We start from the raw sequence: 17,885 nt of genomic DNA on the forward strand, positions 1-17,885 counted from the left end.
TCCACCTCGCAGCCCTCATCACCTACCACCAGGCACATCAATTAGCAGACACGCCCTAGGGGCACGGTGTCCTCGCCTGCGACGTAAGGCGCACGGATACTGGGCGGTGCGCCAAGAACTCCTGCCCACGGCGGGAGGTAAACGGCGCCTGTTCCGTCGGTCCACGTACACCACAGCCACACAAGCCCAGGCCGATCTGGACGTGGGGCGCGCCATCCTGGCGCTCCCAGGGCCCGACGACGACGACGGCAGGGAGAACGTGGCCGCGTTGTTGGCGCACCTGTCCCGAACCGGTGAACCGCTTCCTGAGCCCGACACTGTCCAACGCCGGCTACACGCGCCGGTGACGTTGACCGCGAAAGTCACCATCGCGCAATGGTTGGATCAATGGCTGGCCGCCAAACGAGGCCGGACACCGAAGTCATACGAAGTCGACGTGCGGGTGCACCTCAAACCCCGGATCGGGAATATCCGCATCGACAGGCTGACCGTCGGCCAACTGGCGGACATGTTCGACGCGATCGACGAGGAGAACATCGCGCGGGAGGCCAACAACACCGCCCGGCGCGACATCGAGTCGCGCCGCAAAGCCGCGCACGGCCGCAAGGACAAAGCCGTCCTACGCGAGGAACTCCACGCACTGCCGCCGTACCGGCGCCCAACCGGACCCACCACGCAGAAGAACATCCGGGCATGCCTGCGGGCGGCGCTGAACAAGGCGATCTCCCACCAACTGATCACCTTCAACCCAGCCGCCCACCTCGACATGCGTGACACCAAGAAGACCCGGCCGCTGGTCTGGACGGCGTCCCGCATCGAGTTCTGGCAGCAGACCGGTCGCGCGCCCGGACCGGTGATGGTGTGGACACCCGAGCACACCGGAGCGTTCCTGGACCACATCACCAACGACCCGCTCTATCCCCTCTTCCACCTGATCACCTTCCGCGGGCTACGCCGCGGCGAAGCGTGCGGCGCCCGCTGGATCGACCTAGACGAAGCAGAGGAACCCCTCACCATCGCCACCCAACTCGTCCTGGACGGCTGGGACGTGGTCGAGGCGCCACCCAAAACCCAGGACGGCAACCGCACCATCGCCCTGGACGCCACGACACTCTCCACCATCCGCAAACACCGCACCCGACAGAAACAACACCGGCTCGCCCACGGAGCCAACTGGAACGACACCGGACGCATCTTCACCCAAGACGACGGCTCCTGGCTACACCCCGGAAAGGTCACCGACCACTTTCAACGCCTCGTCACCGACAGCGGCTTACCCCCGGTCCGACTCCACGACCTTCGACACGGCGCCGCCGCCCTCGCCTACGCCGCCGGAGCCGACACCAAAGACATCCAGGAAATGCTCGGCCACGCCAACCTCAACTTCACCTCCGACACCTACACCAGCGTCCTGCCCCAGCTCGCCCACACCAACGCGAAGCCACCGCGAAAATCGTTCCCAGAAAAGCCCAATGAGATGAAGGAAACATCCTGGGCACACAATGGGCACACAACCGCTCCACATGCGCCGTCACGCATGGATCACCGCAGCCGCCCACGATCAACAAAAACACAAAACCGCAGCTCACACGCAGTGTGCTGCGGTTTCGGACGAGAGCCGGCGAGGGGACTTGAACCCCTAACCTTCCGATTACAAGTCGGATGCGCTACCAATTGCGCCACGCCGGCGGACCCGTCAATGGTAGGCGATGGCGGTGGGCGGGTCTGGCTGCGGGCGGCGGTGTCGTAGCCGGGAGGCAGACTCAGGAGCATGCGGGTCGTGCTGAACACCGAGCGCCAGCCGGCGTTGCTGACCGTCGATGAGGCGGGGGCGCCGGTTGGACCGGTGCGGCGGACCGCTGACGTGGTGGCGGAGGTACGAGCGGCGTCCCCCGATACGCGGTGGGTGTGGCCCGACGCGGTCAGCACTTATAGACCGCTGCTGGCGGCGGGCGTACGGGTGCAGCGGTGTCATGATTTGGCGCTGACCGAGGCTTTGCTGCTCGGGTACGACGGGCGGTGGGGTCAGCCGCGGGCGGTGGCGGCGGCTTGGGCGCGGCTGACGGGGCATCCGGTGCCGGCCGATCCGGAGCCAGCGCAACGGGACGCGCCGGCGTCGTTGTTCGAGCCGGACCGGACCGGACTGCCGCCGGAGGTGGATCCGCTGGAGGCGGCCCGGCTGGTGTTCGCCGACCAGCAGCGCCGGATCGCGGCCCTCCCCGAGCCGGGCAAGTTCCGGCTGCTGGTGGCAGCGGATTCGGCGGGTGCGCTGGTGGCCGAGGAGATGGGCCGCGCTGGGCTGCCGTGGCGTACGGACGTCCATGACGCGCTGCTGGCCGCGCTGCTGGGTGGCCGGACGCCTCCGGGCGTAAGACCGACCCGGCTCGCTGAGCTCGCGAACCAGGTGGGCGAGGCGTTGGGCAACCGGTCGCTGAATCCCGACTCGCCGGCTGAGGTGCTGCGCGCGTTCGGCCGGGCCGGGCATCCGCTGGAGAACACCCGGTCGGCGGCGGTGAAGCAAATCGACCATCCGGCGGTCGAGCCTTTGTTGGAATACAAGGAACTCGCGCGCATCTTCACGGCGAACGGCTGGGCCTGGCAGGCCGAGTGGGTACGGGACGGCCGGTTCCGCCCGGAGTACGTGCCGGCCGCGGTCGTCTCCGGCCGGTGGGCGACCCGCGGTGGCGGCGGGCTGCAGATCCCACGCCGGCTACGCAAGGCGGTGGTGGCCGAGGACGGCTGGGTGCTGATCGTCGCCGACGCGGCGCAGGTCGACCCGCGGATCCTGGCCGCGATGTCCGGCGACACCGGGATGCTGCGGGCCGCCCGCGAACCAGACCTTTACTCCGCCCTCGCCGCGGAGGCCTTCGCCGGCGAGCGCGCGAAGGCGAAACTTGGGCTGCTCGGCGCCATGTACGGGCAGACCGGTGGCGCTGCGGCAGCCCCGCTGGCAACCCTTCGCCGCCGCTATCCGCAGGCCCTTGAACTGCTGGAACAAGCCGCCCAAGCGGGTGAGACCGGCGGCTTGGTGCGCTCGTGGCTGGGCCGTACGTGCCCGCCTGGCAACGCGGCGGTGGCCGAGCCGTCGGACGGCGGGGTCAGCGAGGACGGGCCACCGGATCGTACGAGCGTGTCCGCGGCCCGTGCCCGCGGTCGCTTCACCCGCAACTTCGTCGTGCAGGCCACCACCGCGGAGTGGGCCGGCGCACTGATCGCGGACCTGCGTACCCGGCTGACCGGCATCGACGGCGCCGAGTTGGTCTTCTACCAGCACGACGAGGTGATGGCCCACGCCCCGAAGGACGTGGCTGACCAGGTGGTCACCGCCATCGGCGAAGCCGCCGCGACCGCGACCCGGCTGCTTTTCGGCGCCACCCCGGCCCGCTTCCCGGTCGCCGTCGACGTGGTCGACTGCTATGCCGACGCCGCCCACGGCACCCTGCTGGGCTGACGCCGACCCGAAAATGCCGCCCCCGAATTCCAGCCTGCCGGCTGGGGGCGACAATTTCGGGCCGCATGTTCTAGCTGATATGCAGGGAGAAAATGTCGATGCTTGGGTTGAAATACTGGTAATGGTGCTTCGGGAACCATTCCCGGCATGCCGAGCAGCCGGGCGCTTTGTAAACGAACCATCCGGAGTTGTTGCCGCTGTCATAGGCGTCGACGGGGAAATAGCCGTTGCCGTTGTACAGCTGGATATCACCGGCGTACGCGAAACAACGGTCGCCGGGGATCTGGTGGAAATGGAGGAACCCGTCGCTCGCGCCGATGCAGCGGACCTCTTGCAACGTCGGTGGCGCCGCACTGGCAGGCCCGGTGATTCCCAGCACAACCGCCGCCGCGACCGCGACGAAGGTGAGCGTCTTTGCTGTGAACATTGAGCGAAAATCCCCATTCGGTCGCCTCAACTGGCCCTTTCCGGCCAGCCAGCATTGTGCCCTCCAGACGGATCGTACGCAATTGACGAATGTCAGATCCACCCGGTGGATCAGGACTTCAGAAAATGAGGAGCTTACGAACGAAAGCGCGCACTATTTGACTTCCCAGCGCTGAACGGTCGCGAGGTTCAGCGGTTGTACGATTGGGCCTCGGAGTGTCATTGTTGTTGAGAGAAGTCGCCAGTAATCCACCACCGCAACAAAGAACAACCACCCCGACCGAGATGATGACGATTATCAGCGCGCAACCGAAAATGCCGCCCCCGAATCGAGGCTGCCAGCGAGCACCGACATTTTCGCGGCGCACCCGGCTTCGGCGTCGCATTGTTCGCAACGCCCCTTCGCTTGCGGCAGGCGCAAGTAAAGGGCCGTTGCGAGCAGAAGGTCAGAGGGCGCGTACGTCGATGGCGTCCGCCATGGCGTGGTAGCCGGCGTCGCTGGGGTGCAGGTGGTCGCCGCTGTCGTACGCCGGCCGCATCCGGTTCGGGTCGGCCGGATCGGCCAGCGCGTGGTCGAAATCGACGACAGCGTCGAAGGCTCCGCTGGTACGGATCCACTGGTTGACCGCGGCCCGAACAGTCGCGCCGTGCGGGGTGTCGTAACCCGGGTACGGGCAGCCCTCGGTCGGCGTCAGGGTCGCGCCGATCACCCGGATCCCGCGGGGGTGCGCGGCGGCGATCAGCGCGCGATAGCCGCCGATCAGATCCTGCGCGCTCACCAGTTCGCCGAGTCCGCCTTCGCCGAAACCGATGTCGTTGATGCCTTCCAGGACGATAACGGTCCGTACGTCCGGCTCGCCCAGCACATCCCGGCCGAACCTCGACAGGCCACTGTCCCCGAAGCCCGGCGAGTCATGCAACAGCCGGTTGCCGGAGATGCCAGCGTTGGCGATCCCGGTAGGGCGACCGTCGGCGAGTCGTTCGGCAAGCTCGTCGGGATAGCGATTGTTCTTGTCCACACTGGAAAAAGCGCCATCGGTGATGGAATCGCCAAAGGCGACCACGGTGCCGCGGCCGGTCGCCCCCACCACGTCGACACCGGAAAGGTAATACCAGGACTCCGAGTTTTCGTTGAAGGCGGCCGATCCGCTGTCCGAGCGGTGGTCGCCAGCGGCCCGGTACGAGGTGGCCGACGCCAGCGGATGGAAGGTCGCTGGGCCGGTGGGACCAGCGAAGTAGAGCGTGACCGCCAGCCGATCCAGCCCCAGAACGGGCAGCGGGACCGGGTCGGAAATCGCGGTACGACCGGCGGCCACCGCCGTCGACAGCGACCAGCCGAAGCTGACCGGCCGCAACGATCCGGCGCGTACGGCCGCCCCGTCAGCGGCCTGCCCGACAGTGGCGCCGGCCAGCCGCAACGGCGTCTTGCCGTACACATTGGACACTCGGATCCGGATCGCCGCACCGGCTCGGCTGACGCGTACGACCTCACGAATCGACTGGTGGTCGAAGCCGGTCACCGACCAGTTGGTGGCGCCGGTGTCGCCAGGAGCAGCGACCTGGGCCGACTCCCACCCGCCGGTCCAGCCGACCGGCGACGCCACCGCGGGCGCCCCGGCCGCGCCGACGACCAGCGCCGCCGCGACCGAAACTCCTCGAAGAAAGTGCGTTCTCATTTCGATATCCTCCTCGGTTTCCTAAGGACATCGAAACGGTCGACGGCATCTCTACATCCGCCGAGGGCAGCTACTCCGGAGCTGGACCGGTGGTGGCTCTTACGACCAGGTCGGCCGTCAGCATCCTGGTCCGCGGCGCCGGCCGCTCACTGGTGTCCAGCAGCAGCTCGCCAGCCGCCCGGCCCTTTTCCCGGAGCGGCTGTCGGACGGTCGTGAGGTGCGCCAGCGCGGCGTCCGGCACGTCGTCGAAGCCGGTGACGGACATTTGCGCTGGCACCGAGATCCCCCGCTCGGACAGCGCGTCCAGGACGCCCAACGCGACGATGTCGGTGATGGACACGATCGCCGTACGGTCCGGATAGGCATCCAGCAGCTTGCCGGCGCCCTGCGCGGCCAGCTGCCGGTCGTTGGCCGGCAACTCCATCACCGGCACGTCATCCCAGCCGACGCCGACCGCCTCCAACGACCGGCGCAGCCCGTCCAACCTGTTGCGTACGACGTGATAGCCGGCGGCCCGCTGCCGATCGCGAGACGCGAAGCCAAAAGTGGCGTCCGGGCTGATCGCCGAGCTGACCACGCCCACCCGCCGGTGCCCGAGGTCGACCAGGTGCCGGGCCAGCGCGATCATCGCGGCCCGGTCGTCGACGCCGACGAAGTCCACGCCGTCCACCCCGGCCGGCTCGTCGACCACCACGGTTGGCACCGGGCGGTCCAGCACGGTCTGCAGGAACTCGTTGCCCTCCGGCATCGAATAGACCACGAACCCGTCCACCGCCGCCCGCGCCACCACGGCCGGATCAGTGCCGCTGGCACCTTCGACGGCTGGTACGAGCAGAAGCCCGACCCGGGCGTCCTCACAGGCCAGCGAGAGGCCCTCCAGGAAGGCCACCGCACCCGGGTCGCGGAACGCGTACGACAGCCGTTCGGTGAGCAGCAGCCCGACCGCGCCGGCCCGGCGGATCCGCAGCGAGCGGGCCACCGGGTCCGGGCCCGGGTAGCCGAGCCGCTTGGCGGTGTCCAGGACTCGCTGGCGCAGCTGCGGCGACAGCTGGTCCGGCCGGTTGTAGGCGTTGGAGACCGTCGTACGGGAAACCCCGAGCTCGGCTGCCAGCGAGGCGAGCGTCGCGGTTCGCCGGATCCGCTGGCCCGCGTGCTGTGCTGTCATGGACGGACCATAACCGATTCAGGCTCGTTTGCTCCGCAAAGGTCGACACTGACTGTGCTCAATGCAGGTTGGTGCGGTAATCGCAGGCTTTTAACGCACGAACGACCGGACTTCACAGTCCCTGGGCGATAACCGCGGCGACCCGGACCCAAGCGTCCCGGGTTTGCGGGGAAAGCGCGTGGTAGTCGATCCGGCCACCGTGGTCCAGGGCCGCGTCGTACGGCGTCTGGATGACCGCGCGCGTACGGCTGGCGAAGTGTTGCGCCAGGTCCGCATACGCGGCCTGCTCAATCGCCGGCGCCGGGGTGGAGAAGACCGTCACGGCGTGCGCGACCTTCGCCGCATATCCGTCCTCGACCAGCAGCTCCAGCATCCAGTCGGCGGCGAAAGCGGCGTCCTCACGGGGCAGCGTGATGACGACCAGCTGGTCGGCCCGCTCGATGATGGTCCGCCAGTTGTCGCTGTCGATGTTGTTGCCGGTGTCCACGATGACGATCTGATGGCTGCGGGTCACCGCGCGGGCCAGCCGTTGGACGACGTCGGTGGTGAGCAGCCGGCCGATCCGCGGATCCTCGTCGGAGGCCAGCACGTCGAAACAACCGTCGTCCTGGCGGCGCAAGTAGGCGTCCAGCTCTTCCGGATACGGCCCGCCGGTGGCTTCCAGCTCCGGCAGGTCGTGCAGCAGGTGCTTGATCGTGCGGCCGTGCCGGGCCGTACCAGCGCGCAGCCCGAGGGTGCCGCGCAGCTCGTTGTCGTCCCAGGCCAGCACACCCCGGCGGCGCAGCACGCCGAAGCTGGCCGCGGTCAACACGGACGCGGTGGTCTTGTGCGCGCCACCCTTGGGGTTGATGAAGGCGATCACCCGGGGGCCGGGGATCTGCGCTCGCACGGTGTCGATCAGCCGGGCGATCTCCGGGGCTGGATACTGGTTGAGAGCCAGCGGGTCGGCCAGCTGGGCTTGCGGAGCCTGCGGGGCACGGACCACTGCCTCGTCTTCCTCCGCGCGACGGCGGTTGAAGAGCCGCCGCCAGCCGGACGGCGGGTGCTCTGGCGGGCCGGACTCACGGATCGACTCTCGTACGGCGCCGTGCCGGTTCGGCGGGGACCACTGAGTTGGCGGTATGGTCGGCGGTCGCTCTGTCACAGCCCCGCTCCCCTCCATGCGTCGGCGCCCGGACACCATTGTCGACGGTGTATCAGGAAGACCGCTATGAGCCTACGGCCATCGGTGCCGTGACCTGCATCCGACACCACCTCTGGTTACGCAGCGTCGCTGATTGGGTACGAGCTCGATTCTGCCCGGTTTCTCATCGAAGAGGGTGGCCCGAGTCACTCGCGAAATGTAGGTTGACTGCGGGCTGCCTGCATGGAGGCCCGAGGGCAAGGTGGGTCGAAACGGAAATATGCCAATCATCCTGGCGTAGTTGATCTTCCGTACGACCGGCCTGGGCGGCAAGCACGTCACCGTGCGCCACCCGCTCCCTCCACTCGGATCGTCCGGCACGTTCCTGCCGGTGGAAGGAAGCACGATGGCTACTGTCACGTACGAGGGGGCGAGCCGGATCTATCCCGGCACCACGACTCCCGCGGTCAACAAGCTCGACCTGGAGATCACCGACGGCGAGTTCCTGGTCCTGGTAGGCCCGTCCGGCTGTGGGAAGTCCACGTCGCTGCGGATGCTGGCCGGTCTTGAGGACGTCGACGAGGGCGCGATCAAGATCAACGACCGCGACGTGTCCAACCTGCCGCCCAAGGCCCGCGACATCGCGATGGTCTTCCAGAACTACGCGCTCTACCCGCACATGACGGTCTTCGACAACATGGGCTTCGCGCTCAAGCTGAAGAAGGTCCCGAAGGCGGACATCAAGAAGCGGGTCGCCGAGGCGGCCAAGATGCTCGACCTCGAGCCCTACCTGGACCGCAAGCCCAAGGCGCTCTCCGGTGGCCAACGGCAGCGGGTCGCGATGGGCCGCGCAATCGTACGCGAGCCCCAGGTCTTCCTGATGGACGAGCCACTGTCGAACCTGGACGCCAAGCTGCGCGTGCAGACCCGTTCGCAGATCGCGTCGCTGCAGGCCCGGCTCGGCACGACCACTGTCTACGTCACGCACGACCAGGTCGAGGCCATGACGATGGGCCACCGGGTCGCCGTCCTCAAGGACGGCTTCCTGCAGCAGGTCGACACCCCCCGCGCGCTCTACGACACCCCGAAGAACGCGTTTGTGGCCGGCTTTATCGGCTCGCCCGCGATGAACCTGAAGACCGTGCCGCTGGTCGACGGCGGCGCGCAGCTGGGCGGCATCGTCGTACCGCTGACCCGCGAGCAGGTCGCGGCGGCCGGCGCGAATGGCGCGAAGACGGTCACCATCGGCTTCCGGCCGGAGGACCTGGACATCGCCGGCAACGGCAAGTCGCTCACCAAGGAAGACGACCCCGGCTTCTCGATCAACGTGGAGCTGGTCGAGGAACTCGGTTCGGACGCCTTCGTTTACGGCACCGCCGAGCTGGGCGGCGACCAGGAGCGGATCGTCGTGCGTACGGACGGCCGTACGCCGCCGGCGATGGGCGACAAGGTGTCGATCGCCATCCGCAAGGGCCAGGAGCACCTGTTCCACGCCGAGACCGGCGAGCGGATCCGGGCCTAGTTTATCTCGTACGAAAGCGCCCCCGGCCTGGTTGGCCGGGGGCGCTTTCGTCCAGCTCAGCGGGTGATATCGACCTGCGAGAAGGACTTGTAGTGGTCGCCGGTGTAATACCAGTGCGCCGGGTTGGTGCTGCCTCCACCGGTGATGATGCGGCGAGTGCCACGAGTCGGCGCACCGGGCGTCTTCACCGTGTATTCGTGGTAATAGCCGGAAGTTTGCGCTGGCAACAGGCCCTCACGGTTGTCAAAGACAACACCGTCCTGCGGGTACGGGAACGGGCCGCCCTTCTGCACCAACCGAACCGTGTCGGTCGCCTGCGACGGCAAGCTCGACAACCCGACGGTTGGCAACGGCAACGCTTTCTGCACGCTCGCTTGTTGCACGCTGGCTTGTTGCACGCTGGCTTGTTGGGCGCTGGCCGCTGCCGGTCCGGCGGTGACCGACGCCGGCGCGGTCAGCCCGAACAGTCCCGCCAGCAGCGCGGTCAGCAGCAGGAGGACGACGGGTTTGGGAGTACGAGAGTGTGGTCTCATGCGTTCGTACGATAGGTGCCGTTCGTCACTTATTGACGGATTATCCGAAGATTTCGCACTTTGATTACCATCTGGTTACCCGCCCACCCACCGCTCGCCGCTCGCTCGCCGCGAATGTAACCAAACAGCTCCGTTTTGTCCGTTTTGTGAACCGTACGGTTACATTCGCAGGTGCCCGACTGCGCAATAATCACTGGAGTCACAGAGGTAACGGTCGAGCCCGAAATACAGGACTCCCATCCCGAAATATGAGACGGAATCCGGTCAGCCACATTCCACGGTGACCCATGAGGTCGGGTCAATTTTCACTGCCAGTGATCAATTTCCGGGTGCGGCGCAAAACTGTCGTACCCACCCCCAAAAATCACCCCCACCCAGTGACGGGTGGGGGGCGGGTTCGAGGACCAATGTCCAACTAAAAATCAAGGTCCACCTCTCGACCCACCCCCCGCCCGTTCAAAGGGAGGGGGAAAGAAAAACAGACACCTACGACAATTCCGCGCCGTAACAGGTACTTCAACACCAAACCAGCCGCACGGGTTTCCATCCCAACCCCGCCCGCGCGGCGGCCGAAGGCCGTCCCGGTGTTCGAGGCGGTGGGGTGCCCGGTTTTTGGGCGCCCCGGCGACGCGAACACCTTCGCGCCGCGGCAGGAACTGCCGCCAGAGACTCAGCCGCGGCGTTGGCGAGCTACTTCGGCGAGGGTGACGGCGGCGGCGATGGAGGCGTTGAGGGATTCCGCGCCGGTGGCCATCGGGATGGAGATGCGCATGTCGCAGGTCTCGGAGACCAGCCGGGACAGGCCCTTGCCTTCGGAGCCGACCACCACGACCACCGGGTCGACGCCGGCCGCGAAGTCGTCGAGATCCAGTTCGCCGACGGCGTCCAGGCCGACGACCAGGAAGCCCTCGTCTTGGCAAGCCTTGAGGGCTCGTACGAGGTTGGTCACCCTGGCCACCGGGAGCCGGGCGGCGGCGCCGGCGGACGTACGCCAGGCGGTCGCGGTGATGCCGGCGGAGCGGCGGGACGGGAGCACCAGGCCGTGCGCGCCGAAGGCACCGGCGGAGCGGATCACCGCGCCGAGGTTGCGCGGGTCGGTCACCCCGTCCAAGGCGACCAGCAGGCCCGCGGCGGGCTGTTGGCGGACCTTGCCGAAAACGTCGTCGAGCTCGGCATACTGGTACGGCGGGACCTGCAGGCCGATGCCCTGGTGCAGCACCCCGCCGGTCATCCGGTCCAGCTCGGCCCGGGAGATCTCCAGGATCGCGAGTCCGCGGTCGGCGGCCAGCTTCACGGATGTCTTGACCCGGTCGTCAGCGTCGATGCCGAGCGCCACGTAGAGCGCGGTGGCCGGGATCTGCGCGGCCAGCGCCTCGGACACCGGGTTGCGCCCGACCAGCAGCTCAGGTGCGTCGGCAGCGGCTGCCGAGCGGCGGCCTGGGGCGGTACGGGGTTTGGGCGGCTGGCCGGCCTTGGCGGTGGCGGCCCGCTGGGCGGCGGTGGCCCGCCGCTTGGCCGGATGACCGGTCCGTTCCTCCGCCTTCGGGGTCGGTCCACGGCCGGCCAGTTTGCGCCGGTTCAGCCCGCCGGTGCCTTTGCTGGCGCCCTTCTTGGACGAGGTGTTCCGCCGGTTGGGGCGCTGTGAATTGCCTGGCATCGGGAGTTGTCTCCTTGGTCGCACCGAATGAGAGTCAGGATCCAAACGGCTGCGCAGGACTGCCCTCTTACGTCAATCGTACGTGGGCAGCCCCGCAGACAACGAATCTCTGCTAACGCTCCAGGGTCCAGCGGGAGCCGGCGGCGCCGTCCTCGACTTGTACGCCGGCTGCTTTCAAGTTGTCGCGCAGCGCGTCCGCGGTGGCGAAATCCTTGCGGTTGCGGGCATCCTGGCGGGCCGTGAGGATGCCGGCGACCAGCGCGTCGACGACCTCCCGGAGCCGGTCACCGGACTGGTCCGCACTCGCGCCACCAGCCCATTCCGGTGCACTTGAGTCCAACCCGAGGATGCCGAGCATGGCGCGGACATTGCCCAACGCGGCTCGTACGGCCGGAAGGTCCTCGCTCTGAAGAGCGGTGTTGCCCTCCCGGATGGTGTCGTGCACCACCGCGACGGCCCGCGGCACCCCCAGGTCGTCGTCCATCGCGGCGACGAACGCCTCGGGCAGGTCGACGGCCGGGACCTCACCGACCTTCTCGCTCGCACGGACCACGAAGTCCTCGATGCGCCGGTACGCGGTGACGGCCTCGGCCAGCGCTTCTTCGCTGTACGCGATCGTGGACCGGTAATGCGGGGTCGAGAGGTAATAACGCACCTCGATGGGCCGCGCGATCTGGGTGACCGCGTCCAGTGAGAGCACGTTGCCCAGCGACTTGCTCATCTTCTCGCCGGCGAGGGTGACCCACGCGTTGTGCAGCCAGAACGCGCTGAACTGCTGCCCGTCCGCCCGCGACTGGGCGATTTCGTTCTCGTGGTGCGGAAAAACCAGGTCGATGCCGCCGCCGTGAATGTCGAAGGCCGGTCCCAGGTATTTGCCGGCCATCGCCGAGCACTCCAGGTGCCAGCCCGGCCGGCCCGGCCCCCAGGGCGAGGCCCACGACGCGGTCGCCGGCTCACCTGGTTTGGTGCCCTTCCACAGCGTGAAGTCCACCGCGCTGCGCTTGCCGGTGGCGAGCGTCTCGCCCTGCTGCATGGCGTCGACCTGCTGCCCGGACAGCTCCCCGTACGCGGGCCAGGAGGCCACGTCGAAATAGACATCGCCATCGGCCGCGTACGCGTGACCAGCCGCGATCAGCCGGCGCATCATCTCGACCATCTCCGGGATGTGCCCGGTCGCGCGCGGCTCGACGGTCGGCGGCAGGCAGCCGAGCAGCTGGTAGCTGGCGGTCAGCACCCGCTCGATCCGGGCCGCCCGGGCCCACCACTGCTCGCCGGCGTCGGCCGCGCGACGCAGGATCTTGTCGTCGATGTCGGTGACATTGCGGACGTACGTGACTTCATAACCCGAGTGCCGCAGCCACCGCAGCAGCACGTCGAAGTTCAGCCCGCCGCGCAGGTGGCCGATGTGCGGCACCGCGTCGACCGTCATGCCACACAGATACATGCCGACCTGACCGGGTGTCACCGGGGTGAAGTCCCGGACGGACCGTGACAGCGAGTCGTACAGGCGCAAGCTCACCCCAACCAGGGTATTCGACGCCGTCACCGGCCGGGTGAGCACGGCGAGATCCATGCCCCGGCGGGTACGCGAAAGCCCCCGATGAACCAGTCAACGGTTCATCGAGGGCCAAAGCGGCGTGACTACTCGGCGTCGTCCTCCGATGAGGGCGCGTCATCAGAGTCATCCGAGGCGAGGATGACGTAGAGCGCCTTACGCGCCTGCGTCAGGACCTTCTTCGCCTCCGTGACCTGGGCCTGGGTGCCGGCCTGCATGACCTGGCCGAAGGCCATCATCACCTGGGCGACCAGGTTCTGGACCTCCACCACGTCGTCGCCGGGGCCGTCGGTGAGCACCTCGAAGGCGGCCGCGAGCTCCTCGCGACGGGACTCCGCATACTCCTTGCCGGCGTCGGTGAGCTGGACGACCCGCCGGCCGTCGGACTGCTCCGTACGCACCAGGCCCTCGTCCTCCAACAGCTGCAGGGCCGGGTAGACCGAGCCGGGGCTCGGCCGCCAGGCGCCACCGCTGCGCTCGGTGATCTCCTGGATGATCTGGTAGCCGTGCATCGGCTGCTCAAGAAGCAGCGCGAGCACGGCCGTACGGACATCGCCGCGCGAACGGCGACCGCGGCCGCGCCGGTGACCGCGACCACCGCCCGGCCCGAAAGGACCGAAGCCGCCGCCGAAACCACCGGGACCGAACCCGCCCGGTCCAAAGCCACCGGGACCGAAACCACCCGGCCCGTGCCCACCAGGACCAAAACCGCCGCGACGGCCGAAGCCGGCGCCCGGATCAAAACCAGCACCCGGCCCGAAGCCACCACGCTGGTGCACCCGGCCGTGTGCCCGCCGGTCACCGCCGTGGTGGCCGTGATCGTGCTGGTCATGCCCGTGATGATCACCCTCGTGCCGGTGGTCGTGTCGGTGTCCCCGACGCTCGCCACGCACGCGTCCCATCGCTGCCGCGAAGGCCGCCCGCCGGTCGCCGAAACCCCAGGCGCCCGGTCCAAATCCACCATCTGCTGATAGTGCTGACATATAAAACCACTCCTCAATAAGTCTGGACTGCATCTCGATGGGTTAACGATATATCGAGATAGTCTTCAAAGCAAGGCCTTACCGCAAGGGCTCCGGTCAACCTCGCTGCTCGTACGGCAGGATGGGGCCCATGACGTGTACGGACCGGCTGGTCAGCCTCGCGCCGCCGGCGCCCAACGGAGGCCGTCGATGAGCACACCCACCCCACCCGCCGGCTGGACCCAGCCGGAGGCGTACGGCCCGACCCTCACCCCGGGCACCGGCTGGGTGTCCGACGGGCCGCCACCGGGATACCGGCCACCAGTTCTGGTGCACGGCCATCCGCTGGCGCCGCCGATGGACCGGTTCCTGGCCCATCTCATCGACATCGCGATCCTGCTGCTGCCCAACCTCATCTGCACCGTGCTGTTCATGTTCGTTCCGCTGGGGATCCTGATCGCCGCGCAGGTGCAGGAGCCGTGGCCGTACGTCCTCGCCTATCTCGGCGGGTTCTCGCTGGCTCTGCTGGTGAACCTCGTTCTGCTCTACTTTTACGAGGTCGGATACCAGGTCAAGCACGGCCAGACGTACGGCAAGAAGCGGATGGGGATCAAGATCGTGGGCTTGGAGAACGAGCAGCCAGGCAAGCGTGCCCTGCAACGCCGGTTCCTCGCCCAGTACTGCGTCTCGATCGTGCTGGTCATTCCGATTGTGGGACTGCTGGTCGGATCGGTCGTCGGGATGTACAACTATCTCGATCTCCTGTGGTGCCTCTGGGACAAGCCGTACCAGCAGTGCCTGCATGACAAGTACGCGAAGACCGTGGTGATCAAGGTGGCCCAGTGACCACGCCAGGCTGGTACAAGGACCCGGCTGAGCCCGATGTCCGGCGCTACTGGGACGGCGAGCAGTGGATCGGCGACGGCGTGCCGGCCGACACTGCTATCCCGACCGAACCGCCGGTCGACGAGAAACCGCGCTACGGCGTCAAAGAGCCCGTCCTGGCGCCTTTCGGACCAGAGTCGTTCGGTCCGGAACGCACCGCCCAAAGCCCGGCCGGCTGGGGCGTACCAGTCGGCGGCACCTCGGCCGATGGCCGGCCCACCGGCTATCCAGCGCAACCTGGCTTCCCACCGGCCGGCGCTTTCAAGCTGCCGTTGGGCACGCTGCCCGGAGACGTGCCGGCCCAGGCACTGGCCAGCGTCGGCGAGCGGCTGGCCGCCCGGGTCATCGACATCATGCTGGTCGGGCTGCTGAACGTGGTGGTCAACGGCTGGTTCGTCTACCAGTACATCAGCCAGCCATATTGGCAGCAGGTCGCGGACGCGATGACGGCCGCCGCGAAAGGCCAGGCCATCGATCCGCCGACGGCGACCACAACGGTGTCGTGGCTGGCGATCCTGATCATGGTGATCGCGCTCGGGCTCTGGTTCGCGTACGAGGTGCCGCAGATCTGGTACAGCGGGCAGACCCTGGGCAAGCGGCTGATCGGGATCCGCGTGCAGTTCCTGCTGGACCAACAGATGACCTTCGGGTTGTCGATGCGGCGCTGGTGGGTGCAGGCGCTGACGGTGATCTGCTGGCCGATTGGCGCGCTGTTCGGGCTGCTCGACGCGCTGTGGTGCACCTGGGACCAGCCACGCAAGCAGTGCATCCACGACAAGGCCGCTTTCACCATCGTGGTCCGCGCGAGGGCTCCGCGGTCCGAGGCGGCGAGCGGGACCGGCAGCGAGGGAGACCCGTCATGAGCCTGGTTCGGGCGGACCTCGCGAAACTGCCGTCGTACGTGCCCGGCCGGCGGCCCGCCGACGTGGCCGACGCGGCCGGCAACCTCCTGCCGCCGGTGCGCCTCGCCAGCAACGAGGTGCCGTACGGACCGCTGCCCGGGGTCGTCGACGCGATCGCCCACGCGGCCGCCGACGCGCACCGCTACCCGGACGCGGGTTCGGTCGAGCTGCGTGGCCGGCTGGCCGCCTCGTACGGACTCGATCCGGACCAGGTGGCCACCGGCTGCGGTTCGGTCGCGCTCGCCGAGCAGCTCGTACGAGCCACCACCTTCACCGGCGACGAGGTCATCTACTCCTGGCGGTCATTCGAGGCTTATCCGATCGTGGTCGGCGGCCACAGCGCGGTCGCCGTGCCGGTCCCGAACACCGCTGAGCACGGCCACGACCTGGCCGCGATGCGGGCCGCGGTGACCGACCGGACCCGGCTGGTTTTCGTCTGTAACCCCAACAATCCGACTGGTACGGCCATCCGCGGCGGCGAGTTGGCGGAGTTCGTCGACTCGATGCCGGCGGACGTCCTCGTGGTGGTCGACGAGGCGTACCGGGAGTTCGTCACCGACCCCGACGTGCCCGACGGCCTGGATTTCGCCCGCGGACGGGAAAATGTCGTCGTCCTCCGGACCCTTTCCAAGGCCTGGGGAATGGCGGGCCTGCGGGTCGGCTGGCTGGCCGCGACCCCACATGTGGCCGACACCGTGCGCAAAATCGTCACCACCTTCTCGGTCTCCAGCCTCGCCCAGGCCGCCGCGCTGGCCGCGCTCGACCAGCGCGACGAAATGCGGCGGCGCTGCGACCTGGTGATCGCCGAGCGGCCGCGGATCCTTGAAGCGGTGCGAAAACTCGGCTTCGAAACCCCCGACAGCCAGGCCAACTTCGTCTGGCTGCCGGCTGCCGACGCCACCAGCCAGATCGTGGCGACCTGCGACCGGCACGGCGTGATCGTGCGCGGCTTCGCCGGCGAAGGCATCCGGGTCACGGTTGGTACGCCTGAGGAAAACGACCGCTTTCTGGCGGCCCTCGCCGACGCCGTCTAGCTGTCTCAGTGCTTTGGCAGCAGGGTGGCCAAAGTGGTGGTGAGTGCTTCGACGGCGGCGGCGAACTGGTGTTGCGGCGGAGTGCCGTAGCCGACGATTAAGCCGGGACCGAGCGCGGAGGCCGTACCGGTATGTCGGCTGAGCGGGTCGAGCAGAATGCCGCGGTCCTTGAGCCGATCGAACACCGCGGCTTCGTCCACAGTGGACGGAAACGTCAACGTGATGTGGTAGCCGGCGGCCACCCCGAGAATCCGGGCGGTAGGCACGTACGTCCGCAGAGCCCGCACCAGAGTCTCGCGGCGGGCCCGATAGCGGCCGCGAACCCGGCGCAGGTGCCGATCCAGCGCTCCACTGCCGATCAGCTGCGCCATCGCGAGCTGGTCGATCACCGGGTTGTGCCGATCGGTCAGCAGCCGGAATCGCACCAGCTCCGGCATCATCTCGGCCGGCACCGTCAGCCAGGCGAGTCGCATCGTCGGCGCGAGCGATTTGCTCGTGGTGCCCACATAAACCACCCGGTCCGGCGCGAGGCCCTGGATGGCGCCGACCGGCTGCCGGTCGTAGCGCAGCTCGCCGTCGTAATCGTCCTCGATCACCAGCATCCGCCGTCGCTCGGCGAGCGCGAGCAATTCGCTTCGGCGGCTCGGATGCAGTGGTACGCCATAGGGAAACTGGTGTGCTGGGGTGACCAAGACCGCATCAGCGTTGGCATTGGCCAGCCGGGAAACCTCGAGACCGTGGCCGTCCACCGGAATGTCCACAGTGGACAGTCCAAAGTGGACAACCGCTTCTCTGTTGCTGCCAAGGCCTGGATCCTCCACCGCGAGCCGGCCACGGCCGTGCTGTTTCAGCCACTGCAAGACCAACGCCAGCGCATGTGAATAGCCGGCGCAGACCATGATCTGGTCGGCACTGACCCGGACCCCGCGTACTCGTCCGAGGTAGCCGGCCAGCTCGCTGCGCAGTACGTGATGGCCGCGTGCGTCGCCCTGGC

15 protein-coding genes, 1 tRNA gene and 1 pseudogene are annotated in these 17,885 nt (G+C 68.0%); 7 read left to right on the forward strand and 10 right to left on the reverse strand.

Going from position 1 to position 17,885, the window contains the following annotated elements; translation table 11 throughout:
• Positions 1-856 precede the first annotated feature (856 nt).
• A pseudogene (locus ABD301_RS42595) lies at positions 857-1,402 on the forward strand (site-specific integrase); the annotation flags it as partial.
• 214 nt (positions 1,403-1,616) lie between these two features.
• Here the strand turns inward: ABD301_RS42595 and ABD301_RS30830 are convergent.
• Positions 1,617-1,689 (reverse strand) — tRNA-Thr (locus tag ABD301_RS30830).
• 82 nt (positions 1,690-1,771) lie between these two features.
• Here ABD301_RS30830 and ABD301_RS30835 point away from each other — a divergent pair.
• Positions 1,772-3,451, forward strand: coding sequence for a bifunctional 3'-5' exonuclease/DNA polymerase (locus ABD301_RS30835; RefSeq protein ID WP_344313797.1), 1,680 nt, complete (start codon positions 1,772-1,774; stop codon positions 3,449-3,451).
• Between the two features lie 70 nt (positions 3,452-3,521).
• On the opposite strand, the gene ABD301_RS30840 is transcribed toward ABD301_RS30835, so the two are convergent.
• From ABD301_RS30840 to ABD301_RS30855, 4 genes are all read right to left on the reverse strand, one after another.
• Positions 3,522-3,878, reverse strand: a complete 357-nt coding sequence (locus ABD301_RS30840; RefSeq protein ID WP_163567017.1) for a hypothetical protein — start codon at positions 3,876-3,878, stop codon at positions 3,522-3,524.
• 445 nt (positions 3,879-4,323) lie between these two features.
• Entirely contained in the window at positions 4,324-5,553 is a 1,230-nt protein-coding gene (locus ABD301_RS30845) for an SGNH/GDSL hydrolase family protein (RefSeq protein WP_344313798.1), read from the reverse strand.
• Positions 5,554-5,623: 70 nt separating this feature from the next.
• Complete coding sequence (locus ABD301_RS30850; RefSeq protein ID WP_344313799.1) at positions 5,624-6,718, reverse strand: LacI family DNA-binding transcriptional regulator; 1,095 nt, start codon at positions 6,716-6,718, stop codon at positions 5,624-5,626.
• Between the two features lie 112 nt (positions 6,719-6,830).
• The gene (locus ABD301_RS30855) at positions 6,831-7,862 is read right to left on the reverse strand and encodes a MinD/ParA family ATP-binding protein (RefSeq protein ID WP_163567015.1); all 1,032 of its coding nucleotides are present in this window, start codon (positions 7,860-7,862) and stop codon (positions 6,831-6,833) included.
• 385 nt (positions 7,863-8,247) lie between these two features.
• Between ABD301_RS30855 and ABD301_RS30860 the strand changes: the two genes are divergently transcribed.
• Entirely contained in the window at positions 8,248-9,363 is a 1,116-nt protein-coding gene (locus tag ABD301_RS30860; protein WP_163567014.1) for an ABC transporter ATP-binding protein, read from the forward strand.
• Between the two features lie 56 nt (positions 9,364-9,419).
• Here ABD301_RS30860 and ABD301_RS30865 read toward each other — a convergent pair whose 3' ends face one another.
• The 4 genes from ABD301_RS30865 to ABD301_RS30880 all read right to left on the reverse strand — a co-directional run bounded on the left by ABD301_RS30865 (position 9,420) and on the right by ABD301_RS30880 (position 13,647).
• Positions 9,420-9,857, reverse strand: coding sequence for a ribonuclease (locus ABD301_RS30865; RefSeq protein WP_390623909.1), 438 nt, complete (start codon positions 9,855-9,857; stop codon positions 9,420-9,422).
• A gap of 709 nt (positions 9,858-10,566) precedes the next feature.
• On the reverse strand, positions 10,567-11,553 hold the full coding sequence (gene rlmB / locus ABD301_RS30870) for a 23S rRNA (guanosine(2251)-2'-O)-methyltransferase RlmB (protein WP_344313800.1): 987 nt from the start codon (positions 11,551-11,553) through the stop codon (positions 10,567-10,569).
• A gap of 112 nt (positions 11,554-11,665) precedes the next feature.
• Entirely contained in the window at positions 11,666-13,072 is a 1,407-nt protein-coding gene (cysS, locus tag ABD301_RS30875; RefSeq protein WP_344313801.1) for a cysteine--tRNA ligase, read from the reverse strand.
• A gap of 122 nt (positions 13,073-13,194) precedes the next feature.
• Positions 13,195-13,647 (reverse strand): PadR family transcriptional regulator, encoded by a 453-nt coding sequence (locus tag ABD301_RS30880; RefSeq protein ID WP_425551999.1) that lies wholly within the window; start codon positions 13,645-13,647, stop codon positions 13,195-13,197.
• Between ABD301_RS30880 and ABD301_RS42600 the strand changes: the two genes are divergently transcribed.
• The 4 genes from ABD301_RS42600 to hisC all read left to right on the forward strand — a co-directional run bounded on the left by ABD301_RS42600 (position 13,615) and on the right by hisC (position 16,891).
• On the forward strand, positions 13,615-14,079 hold the full coding sequence (locus tag ABD301_RS42600; protein ID WP_390623900.1) for a hypothetical protein: 465 nt from the start codon (positions 13,615-13,617) through the stop codon (positions 14,077-14,079). The two genes, ABD301_RS30880 and ABD301_RS42600, sit on opposite strands and share 33 nt — an antisense overlap.
• A 201-nt stretch (positions 14,080-14,280) precedes the next feature.
• Complete coding sequence (locus ABD301_RS30885) at positions 14,281-14,916, forward strand: RDD family protein (RefSeq protein ID WP_344313802.1); 636 nt, start codon at positions 14,281-14,283, stop codon at positions 14,914-14,916.
• The gene (locus tag ABD301_RS30890; protein ID WP_344313803.1) at positions 14,913-15,818 is read left to right on the forward strand and encodes an RDD family protein; all 906 of its coding nucleotides are present in this window, start codon (positions 14,913-14,915) and stop codon (positions 15,816-15,818) included. Before ABD301_RS30885 ends, ABD301_RS30890 begins: the two co-directional genes overlap by 4 nt.
• The gene (hisC, locus tag ABD301_RS30895) at positions 15,815-16,891 is read left to right on the forward strand and encodes a histidinol-phosphate transaminase (protein ID WP_344313804.1); all 1,077 of its coding nucleotides are present in this window, start codon (positions 15,815-15,817) and stop codon (positions 16,889-16,891) included. Before ABD301_RS30890 ends, hisC begins: the two co-directional genes overlap by 4 nt.
• 5 nt (positions 16,892-16,896) lie before the next feature.
• Here the strand turns inward: hisC and ABD301_RS30900 are convergent.
• Positions 16,897-17,885 (reverse strand): aminotransferase-like domain-containing protein (locus tag ABD301_RS30900; protein ID WP_344313805.1); only part of this gene is annotated, 989 nt, incomplete at its 5' end.

Origin of the sequence: Fodinicola feengrottensis (genome assembly GCF_039530045.1) — a bacterium.
GTDB classification, from domain to species: domain Bacteria; phylum Actinomycetota; class Actinomycetes; order Mycobacteriales; family HKI-0501; genus Fodinicola; species Fodinicola feengrottensis.

Bases quoted from the DNA above. Each gene is read 5' to 3' on its own strand.
- ABD301_RS30845 (WP_344313798.1), bottom strand. From the start codon at position 5,553: ATGAGAACGCACTTTCTTCGAGGAGTTTCGGTCGCGGCGGCGCTGGTC.
- ABD301_RS30885 (WP_344313802.1), top strand. From the start codon at position 14,281: ATGAGCACACCCACCCCACCCGCCGGCTGGACCCAGCCGGAGGCGTAC.
- ABD301_RS30860 (WP_163567014.1), top strand. From the start codon at position 8,248: ATGGCTACTGTCACGTACGAGGGGGCGAGCCGGATCTATCCCGGCACC.
- ABD301_RS30850 (WP_344313799.1), bottom strand. From the start codon at position 6,718: ATGACAGCACAGCACGCGGGCCAGCGGATCCGGCGAACCGCGACGCTC.
- ABD301_RS30835 (WP_344313797.1), top strand. From the start codon at position 1,772: ATGCGGGTCGTGCTGAACACCGAGCGCCAGCCGGCGTTGCTGACCGTC.
- rlmB (WP_344313800.1), bottom strand. From the start codon at position 11,553: ATGCCAGGCAATTCACAGCGCCCCAACCGGCGGAACACCTCGTCCAAG.
- hisC (WP_344313804.1), top strand. From the start codon at position 15,815: ATGAGCCTGGTTCGGGCGGACCTCGCGAAACTGCCGTCGTACGTGCCC.
- ABD301_RS30840 (WP_163567017.1), bottom strand. From the start codon at position 3,878: ATGTTCACAGCAAAGACGCTCACCTTCGTCGCGGTCGCGGCGGCGGTT.